The sequence below is a fragment of the Pseudomonas sp. FBCC-B1565 genome (genome assembly GCF_059133265.1).
This window is the reverse complement of sequence record NZ_CP101438.1, coordinates 2,012,739-2,035,648: the sequence shown is the minus strand read 5'-3', so window position 1 is coordinate 2,035,648 and position 22,910 is coordinate 2,012,739. Positions and strand designations below refer to the sequence as shown.

Below are 22,910 nucleotides of genomic sequence, written 5' to 3'. Positions count from 1 at the left end.
TACAACCCGGGTAGAACCACATGAACCGCCAGAAAAAACTCCAGCAGCTCTTCAAGGAAAAAGCCAGGAAGGCCAACGCCAAGTTGGCGCCGAAGAAGAAGGACAAGTACATCAGCAAGGCAGACCGGGAAAAGCTCGCGGCCGAAGCCGCTCTGGACCCAAGCCTTTCCCCGGAAAGCTGACTCAGCAACCGCTCAACGCGACCTGCCGCCGCTCGCCCGCAAAGAAAAATGGCCGCAGCCGCACGCCCACGCTGTTGCCGATAAACGCCGCCACCAGCCACACCCAGCCATGCAGGCTGCCCGAGGCGATGCCACTGAAGTACGCGCCGATGTTGCAGCCGTACGCCAGGCGCGAGCCGTAGCCGAGCAGCAGGCCACCGATCACCGCCGCCACCAGCGAGCGCGCCGGAATCTTCAGGCTGGGGGCGAAACGCCCGGCCAGGCCGGCGGCCAGCAGCGCACCGAGGACGATGCCGATGTCCATCACGCTGGTGATGTCTTCCCACACCGGCGCGGCCAGGGCTTTGGCGTTGCCCGGCATCTGCCAGAACGCCCAACTGGCCACGTCCACCCCCAGGCCGCTGGCGACTTTAGCGCCCCACAGCGCGAATGCAGAGGTGATGCCCCAGGGCCGTCCCGCCAACGCCAGGGTGGCGTAGTTGAGCAGGGCCAGGCCGATGGCGCCCCACACCAATGGCCATGGCCCACGCAGGAAACGGCGCACGCCTTGATGCTCACTTTTCACGCCCTCTTCCAGCTGACCATGACGGCCCTTCTCCAGGCGTATGGTCACCAGCGCGATGATCGCGAACGCCACCAGGCTCAAGCCCAATGCCGGCACCACGCCAAAGCTCTTGACGATGGACACCGCCGGGAACGCCGGCAGCGCAAACCACCAGTCAACATGGTGCGTGGCGATCAACGAACCACAGATAAAGAACAGCAAGGTGACCAGCATGCGCGCATTACCGCCGCCCACGGTGAACAGCGTGCCCGATGCACAACCGCCGCCCAGCTGCATGCCGATACCGAAGATAAACGCCCCGAACACCACCGACACTCCGGCCGGCGCCACCAGCCCGGTCACCGGCTGCCCGAACAGCGTGCCCGCCCCCAACGCCGGGAAGAACAGCAGCACCGCCAGCGCCAGCATCACCATCTGCGCGCGCAAGCCGGCGCCACGCCGATCATTGATGAACACGCGCCAGGCCGAGGTGAAGCCGAAGGCGGCGTGGTAGAGGGTCAAGCCCAGTGCGGCGCCGACCACCAGCAACAGCACCTGGCGCGAGCCAACGCTGTTTTGCAGGAACAGGGCGCCCAGCACCAGGATGATAAAGGCCACCAGCGGCGCGACGGGCTTGCGCGCGGGGGTGTGAGGCAGAGAGGTACTCATGGGAAGTCTCGGTCTGTTTGAATGGAGTAGGCTGCGAGGGTGGCGAGTATAACCTTGTGTGTAGATAATCCTGGGAGGCGTGTGGCCTGACGGCGCCCCTTTCCTCCATCAGCCGGTGACCCCGTGGCCAAAGATATCGAGAACCCTTGCGTTTCCCTCTGCCAGCTCAGCGGCGACCTCTGCGTCAGTTGCGGACGCACCAAGGATGACATCCGCAAATGGAAACGCATGAAACGCCCGGAGAAGATGGCCGCCGTACAGCGTGCGACACAGCGCCTCAAGGCGTTGAAGAAAGCCAGGTGAGGCCGTTCATGCATCTGTGGTGAGAGCGCGTCTGTGGTGAGCGGGCTTGCCCCGCGTTGGAGTGCGCAGCGCTCCTTTTTTTTTGGGGCCGCTACGCAGCCCAACGCGGGGCAAGCCCGCTCGCCACAAAATAAGCCCGCTCACCACAGAGGCCCGCTCACCACAATTGGCCCGCAAGATCGCGGATCAACCCCGCCCCACCGACCCCGACACCGGAAGATCCCCCAGCAACTTGAGCCCGGTGCTCTTCACAAACGTCGCGTAGTCCATCGGTTTCTGGATACGCGTCTCGGCATTGGGTAGCACATAGGCCCAGGCACGTTTGCTGGAGGCGTCGTACACCAGCTTGAACAACCGCGTCGGCACCCAGACCTTGTTATCGCCGATGGTGCCGTAGCCCGGGTCGAACAGCGGGCCTGTGAACACATACACATCGCCGCCGGCGCGCACGGCAAACTTGCGTACGTCGGCCTCGACCTTGCTCCAGATCTTGCGGTTGTTGGTGGGTTCCTGGGGCACCATGTTCGACAGCGCGAACGACTGCGCCATGGCATTGGCATTCGGTGCATCGGCGGCCGGGGATTGATGCCCACGGTCCACCGCCGGGTGCTGGGCGCGGTAGTCGCTCAACTCGGCGCGACCGGCTTTGGGGATACGCGGGTCGGCATAGAACTGGTTGGTGCGTTCCTCGCCCTTGGCGTCTTTCAACAAGGCGGCATTCAGGCGTTCGACCACCACCAGCGGCGTCTTGCTGGTTTGCGAGTAGAGCACCGCAAAATGGTCGGAACACAGTGCCAGGGGTTTCATCGCGGCCGGCACCGTGGCGGGGTTGATCGGTGCGGCGGGGAACAGGTCGGCACAGCTGTCGAAGGACAGTTGTTTTTCCTGTTTGGAGTAGAGGTCCGGCAGGCTGCGGGCGTTGGCCCCACAAGACAGCAAAACAAAGGCGGTCAGCCCAACGGCAATTTTGCGTAGGTACATGCATTAAATCTTCGAAAAGGAGTGAAGCGGCTGGCTCCGGCGTGCGGAGCCAAGTGGATGATATTGCGAGGATTATTGACTAGCAGATGTGAGATTAGTGCCCGACCGCTGTAGGTTTTCCCGCAGCCCGCGCGCCTGGTTTGAAACCATGGGCATGGGCGCCCCAGGCAATCGCCAGCGACACGCCGATCAACAGCAGCATCGCCCACGGAAACGAGGCCACGCCCCAGGTCTCCAGCAGCACCCCGCCGACCACGCCGCTGCCGGCAATCGCGCTGTTCCAGGCCACCACATTCAGTGACAGCGCCACGTCGGCGCCATCGCCCGCCGCATCGGCCAGGGCGGTTTGCAGCAGGGTCGCGGCACCGCCGAAACTCAGGCCCCACACCGCTACACCGATATAGACCACTTCCGGCCGGTTGCCGAAAAGGCCCAGCCCCAGCGCGACGATCGCGAACACCGCCAGGCTGACGAGTACGGTCTTGCGCAATAACGGCTCAACGAGCCTGGCCGTGAGCCAGATCCCCGCCAACGCGGCCACCCCGAACACCAACAACACCAGGTCAACCCGCTCTGCCAACCCCGCAGGCGCCACGAACGGTGCGATGTAGGTGTACAGAATGTTGTGCGCCAGCATCCAACTGATCACCACCGCCAGCACCGGCCGTACGCCCGGCGTGGTCAGCACCTGGCCCAGTGACACACGTTGATGGGCGGGCTGGGGCGCATAGTCCGGGACTTTCACCAGCACCCACGCAATCAACACCAGACTCACTGCCGACATCAGGCCAAACGTGGTGCGCCATCCCACCAACCCACCCAGCCAGGTGCCGAGCGGTACACCCAATGACAGCGCAATCGGCGTACCCACCATCGCCAACGCCAACGCCCTGCCCTGCTGGTGCGGCGCGACCATGCGCCGGGCGTAACCAGCCAGCAGGCTCCAGGCCAGACCGGCCGCTACGCCGGCGAAGAAACGCGCTACCAGGGTCACGCCATAGTGGGACGACAGCGCGGTGATGGAGTTGAACAGCAGAAAGCCGACGATGGTCAGCAACAACACATTGCGCCGGCGCCAGCCACGGGTCGCGATGGTCATGGGGATCACTGCCAGCACCGAGCCCAAGGCATACGCGGTGACCATCTGCCCGGCCATCGACGGGGATATCGCCAGGCCGTCGCTGATCAGCGGCAACAGGCCGGCGGGCAGGGTTTCGGTAACGATGCAGATGAAGCCGGTCATGGCCAGGGCGAGCAAGGCGCCGATGGGCAGGCGGTCGGATGACGCCGATAAAGTGAGTGAGGGTGTCACGGAGAACTCCTTGAGCGAGACTTAAATACTGATCGATACAAATGTTGCGGCCGAGCACAGCGCGTTGTCAACGACTTATGTATCAACTAGTATTTATCTCGCTTCCCCACCGGAGATCCGCCATGGCACAGATGGGCCGCCCCCGCACTTTCGACCGCGACCACGCCGTAGACCAGGCCCTGCACCTGTTCTGGCAGCATGGCTATGACGCCACGTCCCTGGCCCATCTCAAGGCTGGCCTGGGCGGCGGTATCTCCGCGCCGAGTTTTTATGCCGCGTTCGGTTCCAAAGAAGCCTTGTTCGACGAATGCGTGCAGCGTTACCTGGCGACCTACGCCCAGGTCACCGAATGCCTGTGGGATGAAAGCCTGTCACCGCGTCAGGCGGTTGAAACGGCGCTGCGCCGATCGGCACGCATGCAGTGTGAAGACGGGCACCCCAAGGGCTGCATGGTGGCACTGGGTGTGATGAGTGCACCGAGCCCGGAGAATGCGCGGGTGGCGAATGGGTTGACGCAATCACGGCTGCGCACCCGGGCGGGAATTGTGGCCTGTGTGCAGCGCGCGATACGTGCAGGGCAATTGCCGAGCACGATTGACCCGGCGGTGATGGCGACGGTCTTTGACAGTTTCCTGCAGGGCGTTTCGATCCTTGCGCGCGACAACGTGCCCCACGCCAGCATAGACGCGGCGATCAGCCAACTGCTGCTGACCTGGGACATTGCCGCGTCTACGACACCGCCCATTCGTCCCGACACTGCATCAGGAAATCCACAAACGCCCGCACCCGATGCGGCATATAGCGCCCATGGGGATACAGCAGGGTAAACGGCCGTGAACGCCCGCCAAACGGCTGCAGGACTTCCACCAGGCTGCCGTCAGCCAACTCCTGCTCGACGATAAACTTGTAGGTCTGGAACAACCCCGCCCCATGCCTGGTCAGGGTCACCCCACCCAGCACATCGTCGGAGCAGCTGTACCCCGCCTCCCCCGCATACTCCTGCGCCTTGCCGTCCACCTGGAACAGCCAGGCGATGCGCCGGCCATTGCTGGGCAGTTCGTACTGGATGCATTCATGGGTGGGCAGGTCTTCCAGCGTCTGTGGGATGCCGGCACGTTTCAGATAGGACGGTGCCGCGACCACCACCAATTCGGCGTCTTCCAGCAGGCGCGCAATCAGCGATGAGTCTGGCTGGGCGCGCACACGGACCGCCAGGTCGTAGCCTTCGGCGACGAAGTCGATGTTGCGATTGCTGATGTGGATATCCACCGTCACCTGCGGGTACAACGCACGAAACCTGGGCAGCAGCGGCAGCAGACGATGATGGGCGTAGGTGGTGGGAATGCTGATGCGCAACAGGCCCGATGGCACGGCTTGCGCGCCCATCACTTCCTGCTGGGCTTCCACCAGCTGGGTCAGGGCCTGGCGGCATTGCTCGAAGAAAGTCCGGCCGCTGTCGGTGAGGCGGATGCTGCGCGTGGTGCGCACAAACAGCCGCGCGCCCAAGCGCTCTTCCAGGCGGGAAATGCTGCGGCTCACGGCCGCCGGCGTGACACCGGCAACCTGCGCGGCGGCGGTGAAGCTGTTGGCCTCGGCGGCGAGGCAGAATAGTTCGATACTGCCCAGCTGCACATCTTCGAAATGGCGCTTCATGGTCGCTCCCTAAAACAACAGCCGCGAGAAATTGCAGCACGCCTGTGCCAGTTGCGCCACCTCTTGATTCAGCCCGTATTGGCGGTCCACCCGGTGCAACGCCACATACTGGATATCCGGCAGCGCCGGCTGGGTCACCAGCGCACGCAGGGTACCTTGCTCGATCAGGTGGGACAGGCAGGCCACGGGCAGGTAGCTCACGCCGATCCCCGACAACGCCAACCCGGCCTGCACCAACAGGTTGTGGCTGGTGAGGGTGCGCGGCATCTGCACATGGTTGGCCGCCAGCCAGCGCTCGTAGATCATCCCGGTCCCCGACTGTGAACCTTGGGTGAGCACGGTGTAGCTGGCCAGAGTCTCCAGGCTGATGGGGTCGACATCCGGGATCAGGTCAGGGGCGCACATCCAGGCGTTTTCCACGCATTGCAGCGGCGTACTGTGAAAACGCGGGTCGCTGTAGACGTCAGGCACGATGACCAAATCCAACTGGTCGCTTTCCAGTTTGCGGAACAGCTCGCTGCTGAGCTCCACCGACGGTTCGATCTGCACCTTGGGGTACATCTGACGCAGCTCTTCGACCAACGCCGGCAGCCAAGTGAGTGCGGTGAGTTCGGTGACGCCCAGGCGAAACCGGCGCACCAGCACCTCACGGGCACTGACCCGTTCCAGCAATTGGTCGCGGCTGTTGAGCAGGTCACGCGCGTAGTCCAGCAGCTCGCCCCCCTTCTCCGTCAGCCGGGCGTTACGTTTGCTGCGGTCGAAAATCTCCACGCCGAAGGTGTCTTCCAACTCCTGGATACGCTTGGAGATGGCCGACTGCGACATGTTCAACTTGTTGGCCGCTGCTTCGAAGCTGCCCAGTTCGGCGATCCAGTACAGCGCATCGATTTGCTTGAACGTGATCATGGCAGGCTAATCATGAGAAAAAGCGATGCTAACACATCATAAAATATCGCTAAAACTCTCCGATCATCGCTCATAAGATCTGGCCATAGCCCGTCGCTATCCAACGATTCTGGAGATTTGCCATGTCCTTGCCCGGTTCACGCATCCTTCCCAACGCCCCCATGGCCTCGGCCGAACTGGTCAAGGCGTTCGCCCAAGTGGTCACCCCGCACATCAGCGACAACCTGGGCCGGCACATCGGCGCACGCGGCCTGACGCGCTACAACCGCAGCGGCAAACTGGTGGGCACGGCGATCACGGTGAAGACCCGTCCCGGCGACAACCTGCTGATCTACAAGGCCCTGAGCCTGCTGCAACCCGGCCATGTGTTGGTGGTGGACGGCCAGGGCGATACCAACAATGCGGTGATCGGCGAGTTGGTCAAGCTCTACGCCCAGCAACGCGGCTGCGTGGGGTTTGTGATCGACGGCGCGATCCGTGATGTCGCCAGCTTCGACGACACGCCTTGCTACGCCCGCGCTGTGGTGCACACCGGGCCCTACAAGACCGGCCCCGGTGAAGTGAACGTGCCCGTGTCCATCGGCGGTATGCTGGTCAACCCCGGTGACCTAGTGGTGGGTGATGAAGACGGCCTGGTCGCGTTCTCCCAGGCCGACGCCGCCGAAGTGCTGCGCCGCGCCGCGCAACATGCCGACCATGAAGAGGCCGTCAAAGCAGAGATCGCCAGCGGTGCCGTGCGCCAGAGCTGGATCGACAAGGTACTGGACAACGCAGGGCTGGCGTCATGAGGCACTGGTTGTCTGATCGCGTCCTGGGCATCGCGCCCTCCCCCAGCATCGCCGCCAACGCACTGGTCACCGAGTTGCGCGCCCAGGGCCGCGATATCGTCAACTTCACCGTCGGCGAGCCGGACTTCGACACCCCGGCGCATATCCTTGCAGCGGCCAGCCAGGCGATGCACAGCGGCGACACCCACTACACGCCCACCACCGGCACCCTCGCCCTGCGCCAGGCCATCTGCCTCAAGCTGCAACGGGACAACGACCTGGCCTACGGCCTGGATGAAGTGGTGGCCGGTTGCGGCGGCAAGCACATCATCTATCACGCACTGGCCGCCACGCTGAACCGGGGTGATGAAGTCATCGTGCACACACCCTATTGGGTGTCGTACCCGGACATCGCACGGCTCAACGATGCAACACCGGTGATCATCCCCGGTGATGAAAGCCTGGGTTTCAAGCTGTCGCCCGACGCCTTGGACCAGGCGATTACCCCGCAGACCAAATGGGTGATCCTCAACAGCCCGAACAACCCCAGCGGCGCGGTCTACAGTGAGGCCGAGCTGCTGGCGCTGGCCCACGTGCTGCGGCGTCATCCACACGTGCTGGTCATGGCCGACGAAATCTATGAGCACTTCGTCTACGGTGAAGCCCGGCACGTGCCGCTGACGCGCCTGGCGCCCGACCTCAAGTCGCGCACGCTGATCGTCAACGGGGCCTCAAAAGGCTACGCCATGACCGGCTGGCGCCTGGGGTTTGGCGCAGGTCCCGCCTGGCTGATTGCAGCGATCGCCAAGCTGCTGTCGCAAACCACCACCTGCCCCAGCTCGTTGAGCCAGGCGGCTGCTGTCGCCGCGTTTGCCGGAGACCAGGCACCCATCGCCGCCATGCGCGAGGAATACCAGCAACGCCGCACACGCATGTTGGCTTTGCTCGCGGACATCCCCGGTTTGAGCTGTACCCCACCAGACGGCGCGTTCTACGTGTTCGCCAATGTGAGCGGGCTGATGGGCAAAGTCACACCGCAAGGCGGTCGCCTCGACAGCGACAGCCAACTGGTGGACTACCTGCTGCGTGACTACAGCCTGGCCACAGTAAGCGGCGCAGCGTACGGCATGTCGCCCTATGTGCGCCTGTCCTTCGCAAGCTCGCTAGAAGTGATCGAAGAAGGTTGCCGACGTCTCAAGGACGCGTGCCACGACCTGCGCTGACCCGCCCTGCTGCACCCGGCGGCCAACGGACGGCCGCTGTTTTGACTGCCTAGAACAACAACTTAAAAATCATTGATCGCAAATGAGGCATTCCCATGCACACGCCCCGTATCGCGCTGGTCTGGCAAATCATGATCGGCTTGCTGGCCGGCATCGCCATTGGTGCCCTGTTGCACCGCTTTCCCGAATCCCGGCCGTGGCTGGTGGACAATCTCCTGCAACCGGCGGGCGATATTTTTATCAAGCTGATGAAAATGATCGTGGTGCCCATCGTGTTTGCCTGCATGGTGGTGGGCATTGCCGGGCACGGCGACGGTAAATCCCTGGGCCGTATCGGGGTACGTTCCCTGGGCTATTTCTTTTGCATCACTACCCTGGCAATCATCGTCGGGCTGGTGCTGGGCAATCTGCTCAAGCCGGGCGCCGGTACGGAGTTGTCGAGCCTGCACGCGGCAAACATCACCCTGCCCACCAGCAACGGCGGTGGGCATAGCCTGGGGCAGATCGTCGTCGGCATCATCCCGGATAATGTGATCAGCGCCATGGCCCAGGGCAGCTTGTTGTCGGTGCTGTTTTTCGCGGTGATGTTCGGCCTGGGCGTCGCGCGCTTGCCCGCCGAGCGCAAGGACCCGGTGGTCGCACTGCTGCGCGGCGTGTCTGACGCGATGTTCAAGGTCACGTCGATGATCATGGCCTACTCGCCCATCGGCGTGTTCGGCATGATCGCCGTGACCGTGGCCAACTTCGGTTTTGGTTCGCTGTTGCCGTTGGCGAAGCTGATCATGGTCAGTTACGTGTCCATCGCGTTCTTTGTACTGGTGGTGCTCAACCTGGTGGCGCGGCTGTGCGGGATCAATCTGTTTGCCTTGATGCGGCATATCAAGGATGAGCTGATATTGGCGTTCTCCACCGCGAGTTCGGCGTCGGTCATGCCGCAATTGATGAAGAAGCTGGAGACCTACGGGGTGCCGCCGTCGCTGGTGAGCTTTGTGGTGCCGGTGGGCTACTCGTTCAACCTCGACGGCGCCTCGCTGTTCCTTGGCATCGGCACGCTCTTCGTGGCGCAGTTGTATGGCATCGATTTGAACCTGGGGGATCAGGCGCTGCTGGTGGTGACCATGGTGCTCACGTCCAAAGGCGCCGCAGGCGTGCCGGGGTTCATGTTCGTGATTCTCTCGGCAACGCTCGCCAGTGCCGGGTTGCCATTGGAGGGGATTGCGTTTATTGCCGGGGTGTATCGCTTGATGGAAATGCCGACCACCGCACTGAACGTGCTGGGCAACGCGCTGGCGCCGTTGGTGATTGCGAAGTGGGAGGGCCGGGAGGTGCCAGGGGCTCACCAAAGAGCACCTACGCGGTAAGTTTCCTGATGATGTGTAGGACTTGCCTGATTCCGCCGGCTCGGCTGGAACCTGCCGCTTTTTTTCGCTAGATTCCTCCCCAACGCATATGGGCAACCATGTGCCCACCTTCCGAGGCCCGTTGCGAGAAATCGCACGGGCTTTCGTGTTTCTCATGGATGGGGAAATCGAATTTGGTGCAGTACATTGCTTATCTGGATGAGTTTGGGCACGTGGGCCAATATGTCTCGCGAAAACACCCGATGTACAAGACCAGCCCTGTATTCGGGTTAGGCGGCATGCTGATTCCCGCCGAAGAGGTGCGCGAGTTCGCAATCTATTTCTACAAGCTCAAATGCCAGTTACTCGCCTGGGACCTGAAACACAAAAACCCTCATCACTTGCCTGCCTATCAATGGGAAAAGAAAGGCTCTGCACTTTTTACTGTGGGTAATGTGCGCAAATATCCGGAGCTGCGAAGATCCTCATGTCGTTTGCTGAGTCATATCCAGAAAATTGGCGGACACGTTTTCTACACGGGTGAGCACAAATCTATCGAGCCCAGGGAACACGACTCGACCGAGACCTTCAAGCGGACGCTGTTACAGTCAATCCGCAAGATTGATCGCTTCTGTACGTTGAACAATGCCTCGTTCATCGTTCTGCTGGATGAGCAGAAAGCAGGCAATGAATGGCGCGAACGAAACGTAGAAGCCTGTACCCTGGCGATGTTTGAAGATCCAGCAGAAAAATGCCGCACACTGATAGAGCCTCCGCTTCAAGGTGAGAGCTATCTGTTTCAAACGTTGCAATGTGCTGACTGGCTGTGCGGATTGATTGGTCGGCTGACGACGTTTGCTGTCGCTCCTGAGGAGTTCGAAGACTGGCAACTTTTCGATATGTATTTTGCGGCACGCATGGCTGACGTGACCCTGCCGAGCAGTGGTCTGGACGGTAAAAAAACGGCCAAAGCCAAAGAGCAATTCGCTCAATTAACAGCAAATGGCTGTTAATCATTGGGCCAAATAAAGGCGCTCCTGAGAGCGCCTTTATTCAGTTCAACTCACTGCTCGCCGATGGATTTCACATCCGCCTTGGCAGCGCCACCAATCGCAATGCGTTTTGGCTTGGCTTCCTCCGGTACCACCCTGAGCAGGTCGATGCTCAGCAGGCCATTGGCAAGCTGCGCGCCCTGCACTTCGATGTGGTCGACCAGGCGGAACGACAAGCGGAACGCGCGCTGGGCGATGCCCTGGTGCAGGTAGGTGATGCCCTCATCGTGTTCGCGCTTGCCGCCGGCGACGGTCAACACGCCTTTTTCCACCTGGATTTCCAGGTCATCCTCCACCAGGCCTGCGGCCGCAATCACGATCCGATAATGATCGTCACCGTGCTTTTCGACGTTGTGCGGTGGGTAGGTGGTGCCGGCCTCGCTGCGAAGCGCCGATTCGAAAAGGTCGTTGAAACGGTCAAAGCCGACGGAGTGACGGAACAGTGGGGCCAACGAAAGAGTAGTAGCCATTGCAAAATCTCCTGAGGTTTCTCCAAGTGATTTGATACGCGACCCGCATTCGGCATCGCGTAAAACCTAAGTAGGTTCGGGCTGAAAATTTTCAAGCGGCCCCACAAAATTTTTTTATCCGATGTGACGAGCTCCGGACGAAAGGCTGACACACCGGCGCGCCAGGACCGTCGTGGGGTCAACCAGGGCGACCCGGTGGGCACCGATCTCGAACACCTCACAATGCGCCAGCACCAACGGTAACTCGGTACACCCGAGAATCAACACCTTCGCCCCCTGCTCACACAAATGCTCCGCCGCCAGCAGCAACTGCTCGCGGCACACGCCCTCGGTAAACCCCGCCTTGATCCCCCGTTCGCCGTAGATCGCCTCCATCACCAGCGCCTGGTAATCAAAGCCCGGCGTGATGAGTTGCAAGCCGCAGCGCCGCGCGGCCTGGTGGTAGACCTGGCTTTGCAGGGTGCCGGACGTCGCCAGCAAGCCCACGGCCTGGCCGCTGCCGTGGGTGTGCACGATCCACTCCACCGTCTCGCTGAGCATGTTGACGATGGGCACGCGCAGGTGCGCCTGGATGCGTTCGACAAACGCATGGGCGGTGTTGCACGGAATCGCGATGGCCTGGGCGCCGGCGCTTTCCAGGCGTTTGCAGGTGGCGTACAGGGCCAGGGTCGGGTCGGTTTCATCACGCAGCAGGTTGGCGGTGCGGTCGGGAATCTGCGGGTTTTGCTCCACCACCATCTTGATATGGTCCTGGTCCTTGTCGGCCGGGGTATGGGCGACCACCTTGCCCATGAAATCCACGGTGGCCGCCGGGCCGACGCCGCCGACGATGCCCAGTTTGAACGGCGGCTGACGCGCCGGGCCATCGGCCTGGGTGGCGAACTCGGCGTAGATCTGGTTGATGTCGAGGGCGCTGATGCCGCGCCGTTGCAGGTCGCCGCAGACCAGCGACAACTCGGTCATGCCCGGCACAATCACCGTGGCGCCCTGCCCTTGCAGCGACAGGCACGCCTGGTACACCGACTCCAGCGGCACGCCATCGAGGTGGCCATCCTTGATGCCGTTGACGCCGTACATCGCCTCCATCAAGGCGGCCTGGGCGTGGTTCTCCGGGTAGACCAGGATGAAGTGCTGGCCGAGGTGCCGTTCAAACAAGCCGCCGTGGCGCACGAAGTCCGATGCGATCACGCCCAGGATGGTGCCGGGCGCGACGTGGCGGGTGATGTGCCGGACCAGCGCCTGCATCATGTCCAGCACCGGAATGCCCAGTTCCTGCTGGATTTCAGCGCGAAAGGTCTGGCTGGCGAAACACGGTAGCAGCACCGCATCCACCCCGGTGTTTTCAAAGGTCTTGCACACCTGGAACACATAGAACTTGCGCGCGGTCATGCTCGCGTTACGGTCCAGGGGCAGCAACACATCCTTGAACGGATGCTGCTCAAACAGGAAGTGATAGCGGCCCTGGTCCTCCAGCACGGCACGGGACTTGACCAGCTTGTAGAACAGATCGCCGCCCGCCAGCGAACCGAGCCCGCCGACGATGCCCAGCCGGGAGGTGGGGTTCATGCGTGCGCACCCTGCGGCAGTTCAGCGGGGTCTTCCGCGCTTTCGGATTTGGCTACCACCGCCGTGGCGATGCTGTTGCCCACCACGTTGGTGGCGGTGCGCGCCATGTCGAGGAACTGGTCGATACCGATGATTAGCAACAGACCCGCCTCGGGCAGATTGAACATCGGCAAGGTCGCCGCCACCACCACGACCGACGCCCGTGCCACCCCTGCCATGCCCTTGCTGGTGATCATCAGCGTCAGCAAAATCAGCAGTTGCTGGGTGAAACTGAGGTCGATGTTGTAGGCCTGGGCGATGAACATGATGGCGAACGCCTGGTACATCATCGAGCCGTCGAGGTTGAAGGAATAGCCCAGCGGCAGCACAAAACTGGAGACCCGCTTGGGCGCGCCGAACTTCTCCAGCGCCTCCATGGTTTTGGGGTAGGCCGACTCGCTGCTGGCCGTGGAAAACGCCAGCAGGATCGGCTCGCGGATCAGCTTGCCGAGGGTGAACACCGAGCGGCCGAGAAACAGATAGCCGGCGGCGAACAACAACACCCAGAGCAAGGCGATCCCCAGGTAGAACTCGGCAATCAGCTTGGCATAATCGGCCAGCAGGCCCAGGCCATTGGTGGTGATCGCCGAAGCAATCGCGGCGAATACTCCGAGCGGCGCGAAGGCCATCACGTAGTCGGTGATCTTGAACATCACCTTGGCCAACTCGTCCACGGTGTCGGTGATGCGCGTGTAACCGGCACGCCTGACCCCGGCGAGGGCGAAGCCGAAGAACAGCGAAAACACCACGATCTGCAGGATCTCGTTGTTGGCCATTGCCTCGGCAATGCTGCGCGGGAATACATGGCTGATGAAGGTCTTGAGGCTGAAGTCGCCGGTGTTGACCGGCACCGCTGCCGTCGCATGTTGCACCACCTGCATGTTCAGCCCGGCGCCCGGTTGGAACAGGTTGACCAAGGCCATGCCAAGCATCAGCGAGACCAGCGACGCCGTGACGAACCACAGCATCGCACGCAAGCCGATGCGCCCTACCGAGCGCGAACTGCCCATGCTCGCGATGCCGCCCACCAGGGTGGCGAACACCAGCGGCGCAATGATCATCTTGATCATGCGCAGGAAAATATCGGTGACCAGCGAAAAGTATCCGGCCAGCTCCTTGGCGGCCTGCTCGCTCCCTGCATAGTGGTGACACGCCCAACCCACCAGCACGCCCAAGGCGATGCCGACTGCAATTCGACGGGGGAGTTTGTTCTTCTTCACAGGTGCGGCCCTCAGATGGCTTTTGTTGTATGGAGCGGATTCTAGGGACGCACCCCGGCGGCCATGATGAGTAATCCGGCTAACCCCATGCGCTTTTGGAATAGTTTGCAAAAAGCCCAGCCCCGGCTACGCGCGGCGACATACACTCAGGGCTCATCGCCTGGAGAACCGGCATGCAGATCAAATGGTTGGACGACCTCTTGGCCATCGCCGAGTGGAAGAACTTCTCCCGCGCCGCCGAAGTGCGTTGCGTGACGCAATCGGCGTTGTCGCGGCGTATTCGCTCACTGGAGGAATGGGTGGGCGTCGAACTGGTCGACCGTGGCACCTACCCGGTGCAACTGACCGCCGCAGGCGCCGCCTTCTGCAGCGAAAGCCGCGACGCCCTCGCCGGCCTGATGCGCCTGCGCGCCAGCCTGCGCGAAGTGGAACGCATGCCGGGGCGCTCGATCCAGGTGACCGCCGCGCACAGCCTGTCGATGACCTTCCTGCCCAAGTGGCTGACGCAGTTCCAGCGCCAGACCGAGCAGTTCAATGCACGGGTGGTGGCGGCGAATATTCATGACGCGGTGATTGCGCTGGAAGAAGGCAGTTGCGACCTGATGATCGTCTACCACCATCCCCTGGCGCCGATCCTGCTGGACGCGCAACGCTTCGGCAGCCTGGCCTTGGGGCATGATGCGTTTATCCCGTTGTGCGCACCAGACAAACGCGGCCGACCGCTGTATCGCCTGCCGGGGAGCACGGGGAAGCCTGTGCCGCATCTGGCTTACACCGCCACCACGTTCCTGGGCCGCGTCGCAGAAATCGTGATCAAGAACGGCCCTGCGCCCGCCGTGCTGGAGCGCTGCTACGAAGCCGACATGGCCATGCTTTTGATGCGCATGGCCATTGAAGGGTATGGGGTGGCGTGGTTGCCGCAGAGCGCGGTGGTGGATGAGTTGGAGCGTGGGCTGCTGGTGCGTGCGGGTGGCGAGGAATGGAGTACGCGGTTGGAGATTCGCTCGTACTGCGCGATTGAAAACCAGAACCCGACGATGAGGAAGTTGTGGCGCACGCTCGAAGGGTTGCGCTGACGTTAATGCACCTGCGGCATCGCCATTCGCAAACGCTGGGCCAGTAAATCGGAGAACGCTTGCGCCAGGGCCGTACGGGGGACATCACTGCGAAAAACCAGGCCGAATGAGTACGGCAAAACCGGTAGAAAAGGCCGCGTCACGATCGGCAAGTCCAAGAAATCATTGGCCAGCAATTCATTGATGATCGACACGCCGATGCCCTCGGCGACGAACGCGCAGGCGGCACCTGCCGAATGCACTTCCATACGCACGTTGGGAAGAATGGACGCCTGCCGAAACACCTGGTCAAGCTCCGTGCGCAGGTTGCGCTGGCGGCCCAGCAGCACCAACGGCACACCGCGCAAATCACTCACCTGGATAACGCGCCTTGCGCACAGCGCGTGCGCTTGGGGAAGCACGCACACGCCTTGCACCTGCAACACCGGCACCACGTCGAAGCCCGGCAATTCGGTGGGCAGACGCACAAAGGCAAAATCGACGCTGCGGTCCAGCACCGCACGCTCAAGCGCATCGTAGGAGCCAGTGACCAGTTCGATCACAAGGTCATCGCGGCCCTGCATGAATTCGGCCACCACACGGGGCAACCATTGGTGGGTCATGCTGGTGGGCACCGCCACGCGCAGCAGCGCCCGGCCTGCGTGACCCAGGCGCAGATCGTCGGCCATGCGCTGGACGCGTTGCATGTTGTCGACCAGCCCCGACACCTCCGGCAAAAACGCCTCGGCCTCGGAGGTCGGCGTCAGCCTGCCCTTCCTGCGCAGGAACAAGGCAAAGCCCAGTGACTCCTCGAGCTGGCTGAGCAAACGGCTGATGGCCGACTGGGACAAGCCCATGCGCGTGGCGGCATCGATGGTCGAACCGGTCGACATGATGGCCTGGAAAGCTTGCAGTTGTTTGAGATTCACGCTCGGGCTCCAAGCAGACACGACTGGGCGCAGTTTCCGCTGGCGACACCTGCGGCGTCCAGCCTTACAGCCCTACCAGAGCTTGATGTCGTAGGTCAGGTACAGGCGGTTGTAGTCCCAACTGGTGAGCACATTGGAGCGGTACGCCGTGTTGCGAAATTCTGCCCCCAAGCCTTTGAACGTGCCGTCCTGGATCACGTACTTGAGGCTGGTATCCAGCTCGTGCTCATCGGCCGGTTTGCCGGAATACTTGGCGTCGAAACCTTTGTAGTAGCGGACCATGAAACTCAAGCCCGGGATCGCCAGGGCGGAAAAGTCATAGTCGTAGCGCAGCATCCAGGTTTTCTCATCCTCCAGGATGAATTTGCTCACCCCCGGACTGGTAAAGGACGTGGTGGCCGCACCATTCAAATACGGCAATGCGGCGTCACCGGACAACTGCTGATAGCCACCGCCGAACGTGTGCCCGCCGAGTCGATAACTCAAGGAGCCGCTGAACATGTCGGCGTCCGCAGCACCGTTATAGGCCGCCCCCGTTTCAAGACTGTTGTAATAACGTACGTCCGTCGTCAAGTGACCCGGCCCGACAGCTACTTTATGCACAACCCCGAAAAAGTGCTGGCGATAGAAGTTTTCAAGTTCACCGTAGTAATAAGACAGACTGATGGTTTTATTCAGTGCATACGTACCACCCGCAAAATAAAAATCACCGTGCTTCGGGCCTTTGTAACCGCTCGGTATCAGATCGACGTTATCGCTGGAGTTACGCAACTTTGATTGATCCAGTCGCCCACCTTGCACAAATAGATGTTCGATACCGGTGTATTCAAACTGCGTGCCTTGGAACGTCTGTGGCAGCAAACGCCCATCGTTGTAACTGACCACCGGGTTCTTGGGCAACAACGTGCCCGTCTTCACCACGACATCGGCGAAACGCAGCTTGCCGGTCACGCCGAGGCTGGAAAAATCACGCGCGGCGCGGCCATCATCCTGCACTGGCAACAGGCCTGTACCGGCGTGTGCAGGGCTGGAGTCAAGCCTCAGCCCCAGCAGGCCCAGGGTGTCGAGGCCAAACCCGACGGTCCCGGGGGTGAATCCGGAACGCATCGTCAGCAACAACCCCTGTGCCCATTCGACACGGTCGTTGCCGCCGCTGCGGTTGTCATGATTGAAAGCGTAATTACGCAACGCAAGGTGGCCGGTGGAATCCTCGAGGAAACCTTCGGCGCGCACGCTTGATATACCAGGCACCATTAAGCTGGCGCACAAAAGCCCGCCGGTCGTTATAAACGCACGCATATTAAAGCCCTCAGCTGTGTTTTATTTTTTGTGGCAGAGAGTAAGAAAAGTTGCTTGACCAAGTATTTCCTGGCCGATGCTCCTGAGTGTTAATGACCGAAACGAGTAAACAACGCTATCGAATTAAAACAGGGGCGACAAGCTTATGACAAACGCGCATCAGGCTATGACAAATAACCCGACGACACCTGGAAACGCATAGCCCAATACGCGTCCGTCATAACATTGTGAGGTATTTATGATTGCCCTACTGTGCCGTTGTAGCCGTTGGCTATCCCCATAAAAAAAAGATGAGAGCACCGCTATGTCATCCACTGCGCCAACAGTCACCGACACCGCGCCACCCAAAAACACCCGCCAACTCAACCCGGCAATCATCTTGCTGAGCATTGTGTTCCTGGCCATGGTGCTGACTTATGTGGTGCGCTCCGGCCAGTTTGAACGCCAAGACGTCCGTGTGATTCCCGGGACCTATCAGGTACTGGAAAAAGACACCTCGCTCAGCCAACTCTTCGCCCTGCCGCCGCGCTCGGCGAATAAAACCGTGGCACAACCGGTATCGCTGGCCGAGACCTTTCTGGCCATTCCCCTGGCCATCGAGAAACGCGCCGGGCTGATTTTCATGGTGCTGTTCATCGGTGGCATGTTTGCCGTGCTGAACAAGACCGGCACCATCGATGCCGGCCTGGACCGGCTGCTCGGCGCCACCAAAGGCAATGTCTACATCCTGGTGCCAACCCTGATGCTCGCATTGTCGGCAGGCAGCACCTTCATGGGGCTGGCGAAGGAATACATCATGTTCGTGCCGGTGATGGTGGCCATGGCAAACCGTCTGGGCCTGCCCAACATCGTTGGCTTGGCGATCGTCGCGCTGGCGGTCAAGACGGGGTACATGGGCTCGATTTCCAACCCCATCGCGCTGTCTGTCGCACAACCCCTGGTCGGGCTGCCGGTGTTCAGCGGGCTGAGCATGCGCATCGTCGCGTACTTCATTTTTGTCACGCTGGCCGTCGGCTACATCCTGTTCTACATCCGCCGGAGCGGCTTCGATACCTCGGCCACGTTTTCCCATTCGGGCAAAAAACTCTCCGCGCGGCATACCCTGAGCCTGATCACACTGGGGGTGGGCGTCGGCTTCCTGGTGTACGCCTCCAACACCTGGCACTGGAAGTACCCCGAGCTGTCCTCGTATTACCTGGCGCTGACCATCGTCTTCGCCGCCATCGCAGGCATGAGCCCGAGCACCACGGCAAGCACCTTTGTCGAAGGCATGAACAAGATGCTCATGGCCGGCGTGCTGATTGCACTGGCCACGGCCGTGGAGTCGATCCTCGCCAGCGGCCAGGTGCTGGACACCATCGTGCACGGGCTGTCGCAGATCATCGGCCAGCACGGCCAACTGCCTGCGGCGTTCGGCATGTTCTTCGCGCAGATGAGCCTGGATGTGGTGATTCCGTCCACCAGCGGGCAGGCTGCGGTGACGATGCCGATCTTCGGTCCACTGGGCCAACTGGCCGGCGTGAGCCCGCAGACCACGGTGTATGCCTTCTTGCTGGGCAACGGCTTGACCAACATGATCACGCCCACTTCCAGCGGCCTGCTGGTACTGCTTGCTGCTGCCAATGTGGGCTGGGTGCAGTGGGCGCGGTTTGTGCTGCCGCTGTTCCTGATCTGCACGGCGGTGGCGTTGCTCCTGCTCGCCTGCGCCGCCCTCACCGGCTATTGAATTCGACTGACCAAGGCTTTGTCATGACCCTCCCTGCATTCGAAAACATGCACATCGTACGCAACCAGATGATCACCCTGCGCGATGGCGTGCGCCTGGCCACTGACATTTATCTACCGCTGGGCACCGGCCCCTGGCCGGTTGTCATCGAGCGCACGCCCTACGACAAATCCGGCCCCTCGCGCTCGGAAAAACGCCTGGACGGGCTGCACCTTACCCGCGAGCAGATGGCCGCAGCCTTTACCGAGCAGGGCTTTGTGGCGATCTTCCAGGATTGTCGCGGGCGTTACCGTTCTGAAGGTGTGTTCACCAAATACATCAATGAAGGCGAAGACGGCTACGACACCTTGCGCTGGATCGTCGAACAGCCCTGGTGCAACGGCCATATCGGCAGCATGGGCTTGTCCTATGCAGCGCACACGCAGATGGCGATGGCCTGCTGCAATGCGCCGGGTCTCAAGACCATGGTGCTGGACTCGGGGGGGTTCGCCAACGCCTACCAGTGCGGCATTCGCCAGGGCGGCGCCTTCGAACTCAAGCAAGCGACCTGGGCCTACAAGCAAGCCCAACAAAGCGCCGCCGTGCAGGCCGACCCGCAGTTGCGAGAGGCGTTGGCCCAGGAAGACATTCTCGATTGGTTTGCACGCATGCCGTGGCGCCCAGGGCATTCGCCATTGCGCCATGTACCGGAGTATGAAAACTACCTGTTCGAGCAGTGGTCCCACGGGGACTTCGATCAGTACTGGAAGCAACTGGGTATCTACGCCGAAGGTTTCTACGAGCAGATCCCGGACATCCCGGTGTTGTTCATGTCCAGTTGGTACGACGCCTATGTCAGTTGCACGCTGGACAACTTCACGGCGCTCACCGCACGCAAGCAGTCACCTCAACGCCTGATCATGGGCCCGTGGCTGCACGGTGACCGCAACATCAGCTACAGCGGCAACGCCGAATTTGGCAACGCCGCGCCTTTCGACGGCAACCTGGGCGAAGACTGGTTGAGTTGCCGAGTGGAATGGATGCAACGCTGGCTCAAACCAACCGAAGCCGAACGGCGCGCCACTCATCAGGTCGATGTGTTCCTGATGGGCGGCGGCAGCGGCCGAAAAAATGCGCAGGGTCGGCTGGAGCATGGCGGGCGCTGGCTCAAGTCGCCGTGTTGGCCACTCGCGGGCAGCCAACAGCTGAACCTTTACCTGACAGCACAAAGAGCCCTTTCGCCGCTTGCTCCTGTGGGGGCGCCCAGTTCATTGAGTTACTTCAGCGATCCCGCCCACCCGGTACCGACCATTGGCGGCTCGTTGACATCGGGCGCTCCGGTGTTTGTGGGCGGCGCTTTCAACCAGGTCGAAAGCCCGGACTTTTTCGGCACTCGGGGTGACCACTCGGCACTGTGCGACCGAGATGACGTAGTGAGCTTCGAAACCCAACCGCTTGAGCACGACTGGGTGGTCGCCGGCCCGGTGAAAGTCGAACTGTGGGTGCACAGCAGCGCGCTGGATACCGATTTCACCGCCAAGTTGGTGGACGTCTATCCGCCGAGCGACGATTACCCACAGGGGTACGCCATGAACATCACCGACGGGATTTTCCGGTGTCGCTACCGGGACTCGTGGGAACACCCGGCTCCGCTCACGCCGGGAGAGCCGTTCAAGGTGGTGATCGAACCCTTCGCCACCTGCAACCTGTTCAAGCGTGGCCACCGCCTGCGCCTGGATATCGCCAGCAGCAACTTTCCGCGCTTCGATGTAAACCCCAACAGTGGCGAGGCCGAAGGCATGGGCGAGCATCCGCAGGTGGCGCGCAATACCGTGCATATCGGCGCCGGGCATCCGAGCCGTTTGATACTCACGGTCGTGGACAACGCGCTCTCGGAGGCGGACCAACACTGATGCGCTAGCCGATTTCCTGCCGAAACCGCATTGACATATCGGTAAATCTCGATATCCTCGCGCCATGGACCTACTCGACATATTCAAAGCCCTCTCGAACCGTACTCGACTCGACATCCTGAAAGGTTTGAAGGACCCCGAAAAGAACTTCCCCCCGCAGGATGAAGGGGACGTTCATACCGTGGGCGTCTGCGTGAGCAGTATCCAGGAAGGCGTCGGGCTGTCGCAGTCGACCGTGTCGGACTACCTGGCAACGCTGCATCGAGCGGGGTTGATCGAAACCCGCCGCATCGGGCAGTGGACCTATTACAAGCGAAACGAAGCAACCATCAGCGCCCTTGCCGAGATCATCGGCAAGGAGCTGTAATTTTTTGCCCCAGGATATCGAGAATTCCCGATATCCCTTTTTACCGAAACCTACGGCTATTGAAACCTACCGCTATTGAAACCCACGACTACTGAAACGAGGTAATGCAATGAAAGCGATGATGCTTAAATCATTTGGCGGCCCGGATTCGTTCGAACGCTGCGAGGTGCCCAAGCCGGTACCGCACACGGGACAGGTGCTGGTGCGGGTTCACGCAACCTCCATCAACCCGCTGGATTACCAGGTGCGACGTGGTGACTATGCCGAGCTGGTGCCCCTCCCCGCCATCACCGGTCATGACGTGTCCGGCGTCGTCGAGGCCGTAGGCCCGGGCGTGACGAACTTCGCGCCAGGCGACGAAGTCTGGTACACCCCGCAGATATTCGACGGCCCCGGTAGTTATGCCGAATACCACGTGGCGGCCGAAAGCATCATCGGTAAGAAACCACCTACGCTCAGTCACCTCGAGGCGGCAAGCCTGAGCCTGGTGGGCGGTACCGCATGGGAAGCGCTGACCGTGCGTGCAGCACTTCGGGTGGGGGAAAGCATCCTGATACATGGCGGCGCGGGCGGCGTCGGGCATGTGGCAATCCAACTGGCCAAAGCCATCGGCGCCAAGGTGTTCACCACCGTGCGTGAAGCCAATATCGAGTTCGCACAGCGCATGGGCGCCGATGTGATCATCGACTACGAAAAGGAAGATTACGTTGACGCGATCCTACGGGAAACGGGCGGGCGCGGCGTCGATGTGGTGTTCGATACCATCGGCGGCAACACGCTTTCACGCAGCCCCGACGCACTCGCGCAACTGGGCCGCGTGGTCTCGATCGTGGACATAGCGCAACCGCAGAACCTGGTACAGGCCTGGGGCAAGAACGCGAGCTATCACTTTGTGTTCACGCGGCAGAATCGCGGCAAGCTGGATGAGTTGAGTACGTTGGTTGCGCAGGGCCAATTGCGGCCGCATGTAGGGGCTGTCTATGCGCTGGCCGATGTTGGACTTGCCCATGCTCGGTTGGAGGGTGCTAACAACGGTATCCAAGGAAAAATCGCGATTGCCGTCGTGCCCGCTCAGGAAACAACACCATGATTTACGAGATCGCCGTGCTGCCGGTTCACAAGGAACACATCGACGCGTTCAGGCGGACCTTTGCCGAGGTGGCGCCGTTGCTGAGTCGTGCCAAAGGCTACCTGGGCCACATGCTCGCACAAGGGATCGAGACGCCTGAGCGATTCAACCTGATTGTGCGCTGGGCGTCGCTGGAGGATCACACGCCGGGGTTTGAAGCGAGTGAGGATCATCGGGTGTTTATGTTGGGACTGGAAACATACTTTTCGGAGGAACCGCAGGTCTATCACATTGAGGGGGCGGCTTTTAGCGCCTAGAGAAATCCAAGGCAAAAAAAAGCCTGCAT

At 61.3% G+C, this 22,910-nt stretch carries 23 protein-coding genes; 13 read left to right on the top strand and 10 right to left on the bottom strand.

Features of this window, described 5'->3' with window-relative positions:
* Positions 1–20: 20 nt before the first annotated feature.
* Positions 21–182 carry a DUF2986 domain-containing protein gene (locus NL123_RS09590; RefSeq protein ID WP_248483225.1) on the top strand — a complete coding sequence of 54 codons (162 nt, stop codon included), beginning with the start codon at positions 21–23 and terminating at the stop codon, positions 180–182.
* 1 nt (position 183) lies between these two features.
* On the opposite strand, the gene NL123_RS09585 is transcribed toward NL123_RS09590, so the two are convergent.
* The gene (locus NL123_RS09585) at positions 184–1,395 is read right to left on the bottom strand and encodes a YeeE/YedE family protein (protein ID WP_494357644.1); all 1,212 of its coding nucleotides are present in this window, start codon (positions 1,393–1,395) and stop codon (positions 184–186) included.
* Positions 1,396–1,518: 123 nt separating this feature from the next.
* On the opposite strand from NL123_RS09585, the gene NL123_RS09580 reads away from it, so the two are divergent.
* Positions 1,519–1,698, top strand: coding sequence for a DUF1289 domain-containing protein (locus NL123_RS09580; RefSeq protein WP_058425670.1), 180 nt, complete (start codon positions 1,519–1,521; stop codon positions 1,696–1,698).
* Positions 1,699–1,884: 186 nt separating this feature from the next.
* Here NL123_RS09580 and NL123_RS09575 read toward each other — a convergent pair whose 3' ends face one another.
* Both NL123_RS09575 and NL123_RS09570 read right to left on the bottom strand, forming a co-directional pair.
* The gene (locus NL123_RS09575; RefSeq protein WP_494357643.1) at positions 1,885–2,679 is read right to left on the bottom strand and encodes a DNA/RNA non-specific endonuclease; all 795 of its coding nucleotides are present in this window, start codon (positions 2,677–2,679) and stop codon (positions 1,885–1,887) included.
* Positions 2,680–2,773: 94 nt separating this feature from the next.
* On the bottom strand, positions 2,774–3,991 hold the full coding sequence (locus tag NL123_RS09570; protein ID WP_494357642.1) for an MFS transporter: 1,218 nt from the start codon (positions 3,989–3,991) through the stop codon (positions 2,774–2,776).
* 122 nt (positions 3,992–4,113) lie between these two features.
* Here NL123_RS09570 and NL123_RS09565 point away from each other — a divergent pair, with 122 nt between their 5' ends.
* A complete protein-coding gene (locus NL123_RS09565; RefSeq protein ID WP_494357641.1) occupies positions 4,114–4,818 on the top strand; it encodes a TetR/AcrR family transcriptional regulator in 705 nt (234 codons plus the stop codon).
* Here NL123_RS09565 and NL123_RS09560 read toward each other — a convergent pair.
* Together NL123_RS09560 and NL123_RS09555 are read right to left on the bottom strand one after the other, a co-directional pair.
* Positions 4,721–5,644 (bottom strand): LysR family transcriptional regulator, encoded by a 924-nt coding sequence (locus NL123_RS09560; RefSeq protein ID WP_494357640.1) that lies wholly within the window; start codon positions 5,642–5,644, stop codon positions 4,721–4,723. The two genes, NL123_RS09565 and NL123_RS09560, sit on opposite strands and share 98 nt — an antisense overlap.
* Positions 5,645–5,653: 9 nt before the next feature.
* The gene (locus NL123_RS09555) at positions 5,654–6,550 is read right to left on the bottom strand and encodes a LysR family transcriptional regulator (RefSeq protein WP_494357639.1); all 897 of its coding nucleotides are present in this window, start codon (positions 6,548–6,550) and stop codon (positions 5,654–5,656) included.
* Positions 6,551–6,672: 122 nt separating this feature from the next.
* Here NL123_RS09555 and NL123_RS09550 point away from each other — a divergent pair, with 122 nt between their 5' ends.
* The 4 genes from NL123_RS09550 (at position 6,673) to NL123_RS09535 (ending at position 10,893) form a co-directional block, all read left to right on the top strand.
* The gene (locus tag NL123_RS09550; RefSeq protein ID WP_494357638.1) at positions 6,673–7,338 is read left to right on the top strand and encodes an RraA family protein; all 666 of its coding nucleotides are present in this window, start codon (positions 6,673–6,675) and stop codon (positions 7,336–7,338) included.
* Complete coding sequence (locus NL123_RS09545; RefSeq protein ID WP_494357637.1) at positions 7,335–8,540, top strand: pyridoxal phosphate-dependent aminotransferase; 1,206 nt, start codon at positions 7,335–7,337, stop codon at positions 8,538–8,540. Before NL123_RS09550 ends, NL123_RS09545 begins: the two co-directional genes overlap by 4 nt.
* Positions 8,541–8,635: 95 nt before the next feature.
* On the top strand, positions 8,636–9,901 hold the full coding sequence (locus NL123_RS09540; RefSeq protein ID WP_248483239.1) for a cation:dicarboxylate symporter family transporter: 1,266 nt from the start codon (positions 8,636–8,638) through the stop codon (positions 9,899–9,901).
* 242 nt (positions 9,902–10,143) lie between these two features.
* Positions 10,144–10,893: a DUF3800 domain-containing protein gene (locus NL123_RS09535; protein WP_494357636.1), complete on the top strand. Its 750-nt coding sequence runs from the start codon at positions 10,144–10,146 to the stop codon at positions 10,891–10,893.
* Between the two features lie 50 nt (positions 10,894–10,943).
* Here NL123_RS09535 and NL123_RS09530 read toward each other — a convergent pair whose 3' ends face one another.
* The 3 genes from NL123_RS09530 to NL123_RS09520 form a co-directional block, all read right to left on the bottom strand.
* The gene (locus NL123_RS09530; RefSeq protein ID WP_248483243.1) at positions 10,944–11,402 is read right to left on the bottom strand and encodes an Hsp20 family protein; all 459 of its coding nucleotides are present in this window, start codon (positions 11,400–11,402) and stop codon (positions 10,944–10,946) included.
* A 114-nt stretch (positions 11,403–11,516) separates the two neighbouring features.
* The gene (cuyB, locus tag NL123_RS09525; protein WP_494357635.1) at positions 11,517–12,968 is read right to left on the bottom strand and encodes a cysteate racemase; all 1,452 of its coding nucleotides are present in this window, start codon (positions 12,966–12,968) and stop codon (positions 11,517–11,519) included.
* Positions 12,965–14,227 (bottom strand): dicarboxylate/amino acid:cation symporter, encoded by a 1,263-nt coding sequence (locus tag NL123_RS09520; RefSeq protein ID WP_494357634.1) that lies wholly within the window; start codon positions 14,225–14,227, stop codon positions 12,965–12,967. Before NL123_RS09520 ends, cuyB begins: the two co-directional genes overlap by 4 nt.
* 173 nt (positions 14,228–14,400) lie before the next feature.
* On the opposite strand from NL123_RS09520, the gene NL123_RS09515 reads away from it, so the two are divergent.
* Positions 14,401–15,303 (top strand): LysR substrate-binding domain-containing protein, encoded by a 903-nt coding sequence (locus NL123_RS09515; RefSeq protein WP_179028352.1) that lies wholly within the window; start codon positions 14,401–14,403, stop codon positions 15,301–15,303.
* Positions 15,304–15,305: 2 nt separating this feature from the next.
* Here NL123_RS09515 and NL123_RS09510 read toward each other — a convergent pair whose 3' ends face one another.
* Positions 15,306–16,211 carry a LysR family transcriptional regulator gene (locus NL123_RS09510; protein ID WP_248483249.1) on the bottom strand — a complete coding sequence of 302 codons (906 nt, stop codon included), beginning with the start codon at positions 16,209–16,211 and terminating at the stop codon, positions 15,306–15,308.
* Positions 16,212–16,283: 72 nt separating this feature from the next.
* Positions 16,284–17,510, bottom strand: a complete 1,227-nt coding sequence (locus NL123_RS09505; protein ID WP_494357633.1) for an OprD family outer membrane porin — start codon at positions 17,508–17,510, stop codon at positions 16,284–16,286.
* A gap of 304 nt (positions 17,511–17,814) precedes the next feature.
* Between NL123_RS09505 and NL123_RS09500 the strand changes: the two genes are divergently transcribed.
* The 5 genes from NL123_RS09500 to NL123_RS09480 all read left to right on the top strand — a co-directional run bounded on the left by NL123_RS09500 (position 17,815) and on the right by NL123_RS09480 (position 22,881).
* The gene (locus NL123_RS09500; RefSeq protein WP_248483252.1) at positions 17,815–19,236 is read left to right on the top strand and encodes a YfcC family protein; all 1,422 of its coding nucleotides are present in this window, start codon (positions 17,815–17,817) and stop codon (positions 19,234–19,236) included.
* A gap of 47 nt (positions 19,237–19,283) precedes the next feature.
* Positions 19,284–21,128, top strand: coding sequence for a CocE/NonD family hydrolase (locus NL123_RS09495; RefSeq protein ID WP_494358289.1), 1,845 nt, complete (start codon positions 19,284–19,286; stop codon positions 21,126–21,128).
* Positions 21,129–21,192: 64 nt separating this feature from the next.
* Complete coding sequence (locus NL123_RS09490) at positions 21,193–21,495, top strand: ArsR/SmtB family transcription factor (RefSeq protein WP_071492803.1); 303 nt, start codon at positions 21,193–21,195, stop codon at positions 21,493–21,495.
* A gap of 109 nt (positions 21,496–21,604) precedes the next feature.
* Entirely contained in the window at positions 21,605–22,585 is a 981-nt protein-coding gene (locus NL123_RS09485) for a zinc-dependent alcohol dehydrogenase family protein (RefSeq protein ID WP_494357632.1), read from the top strand.
* The gene (locus NL123_RS09480; protein WP_494357631.1) at positions 22,582–22,881 is read left to right on the top strand and encodes an antibiotic biosynthesis monooxygenase family protein; all 300 of its coding nucleotides are present in this window, start codon (positions 22,582–22,584) and stop codon (positions 22,879–22,881) included. The genes NL123_RS09485 and NL123_RS09480 overlap by 4 nt, the downstream gene beginning before the upstream one ends.
* Positions 22,882–22,910: the final 29 nt, after the last annotated feature.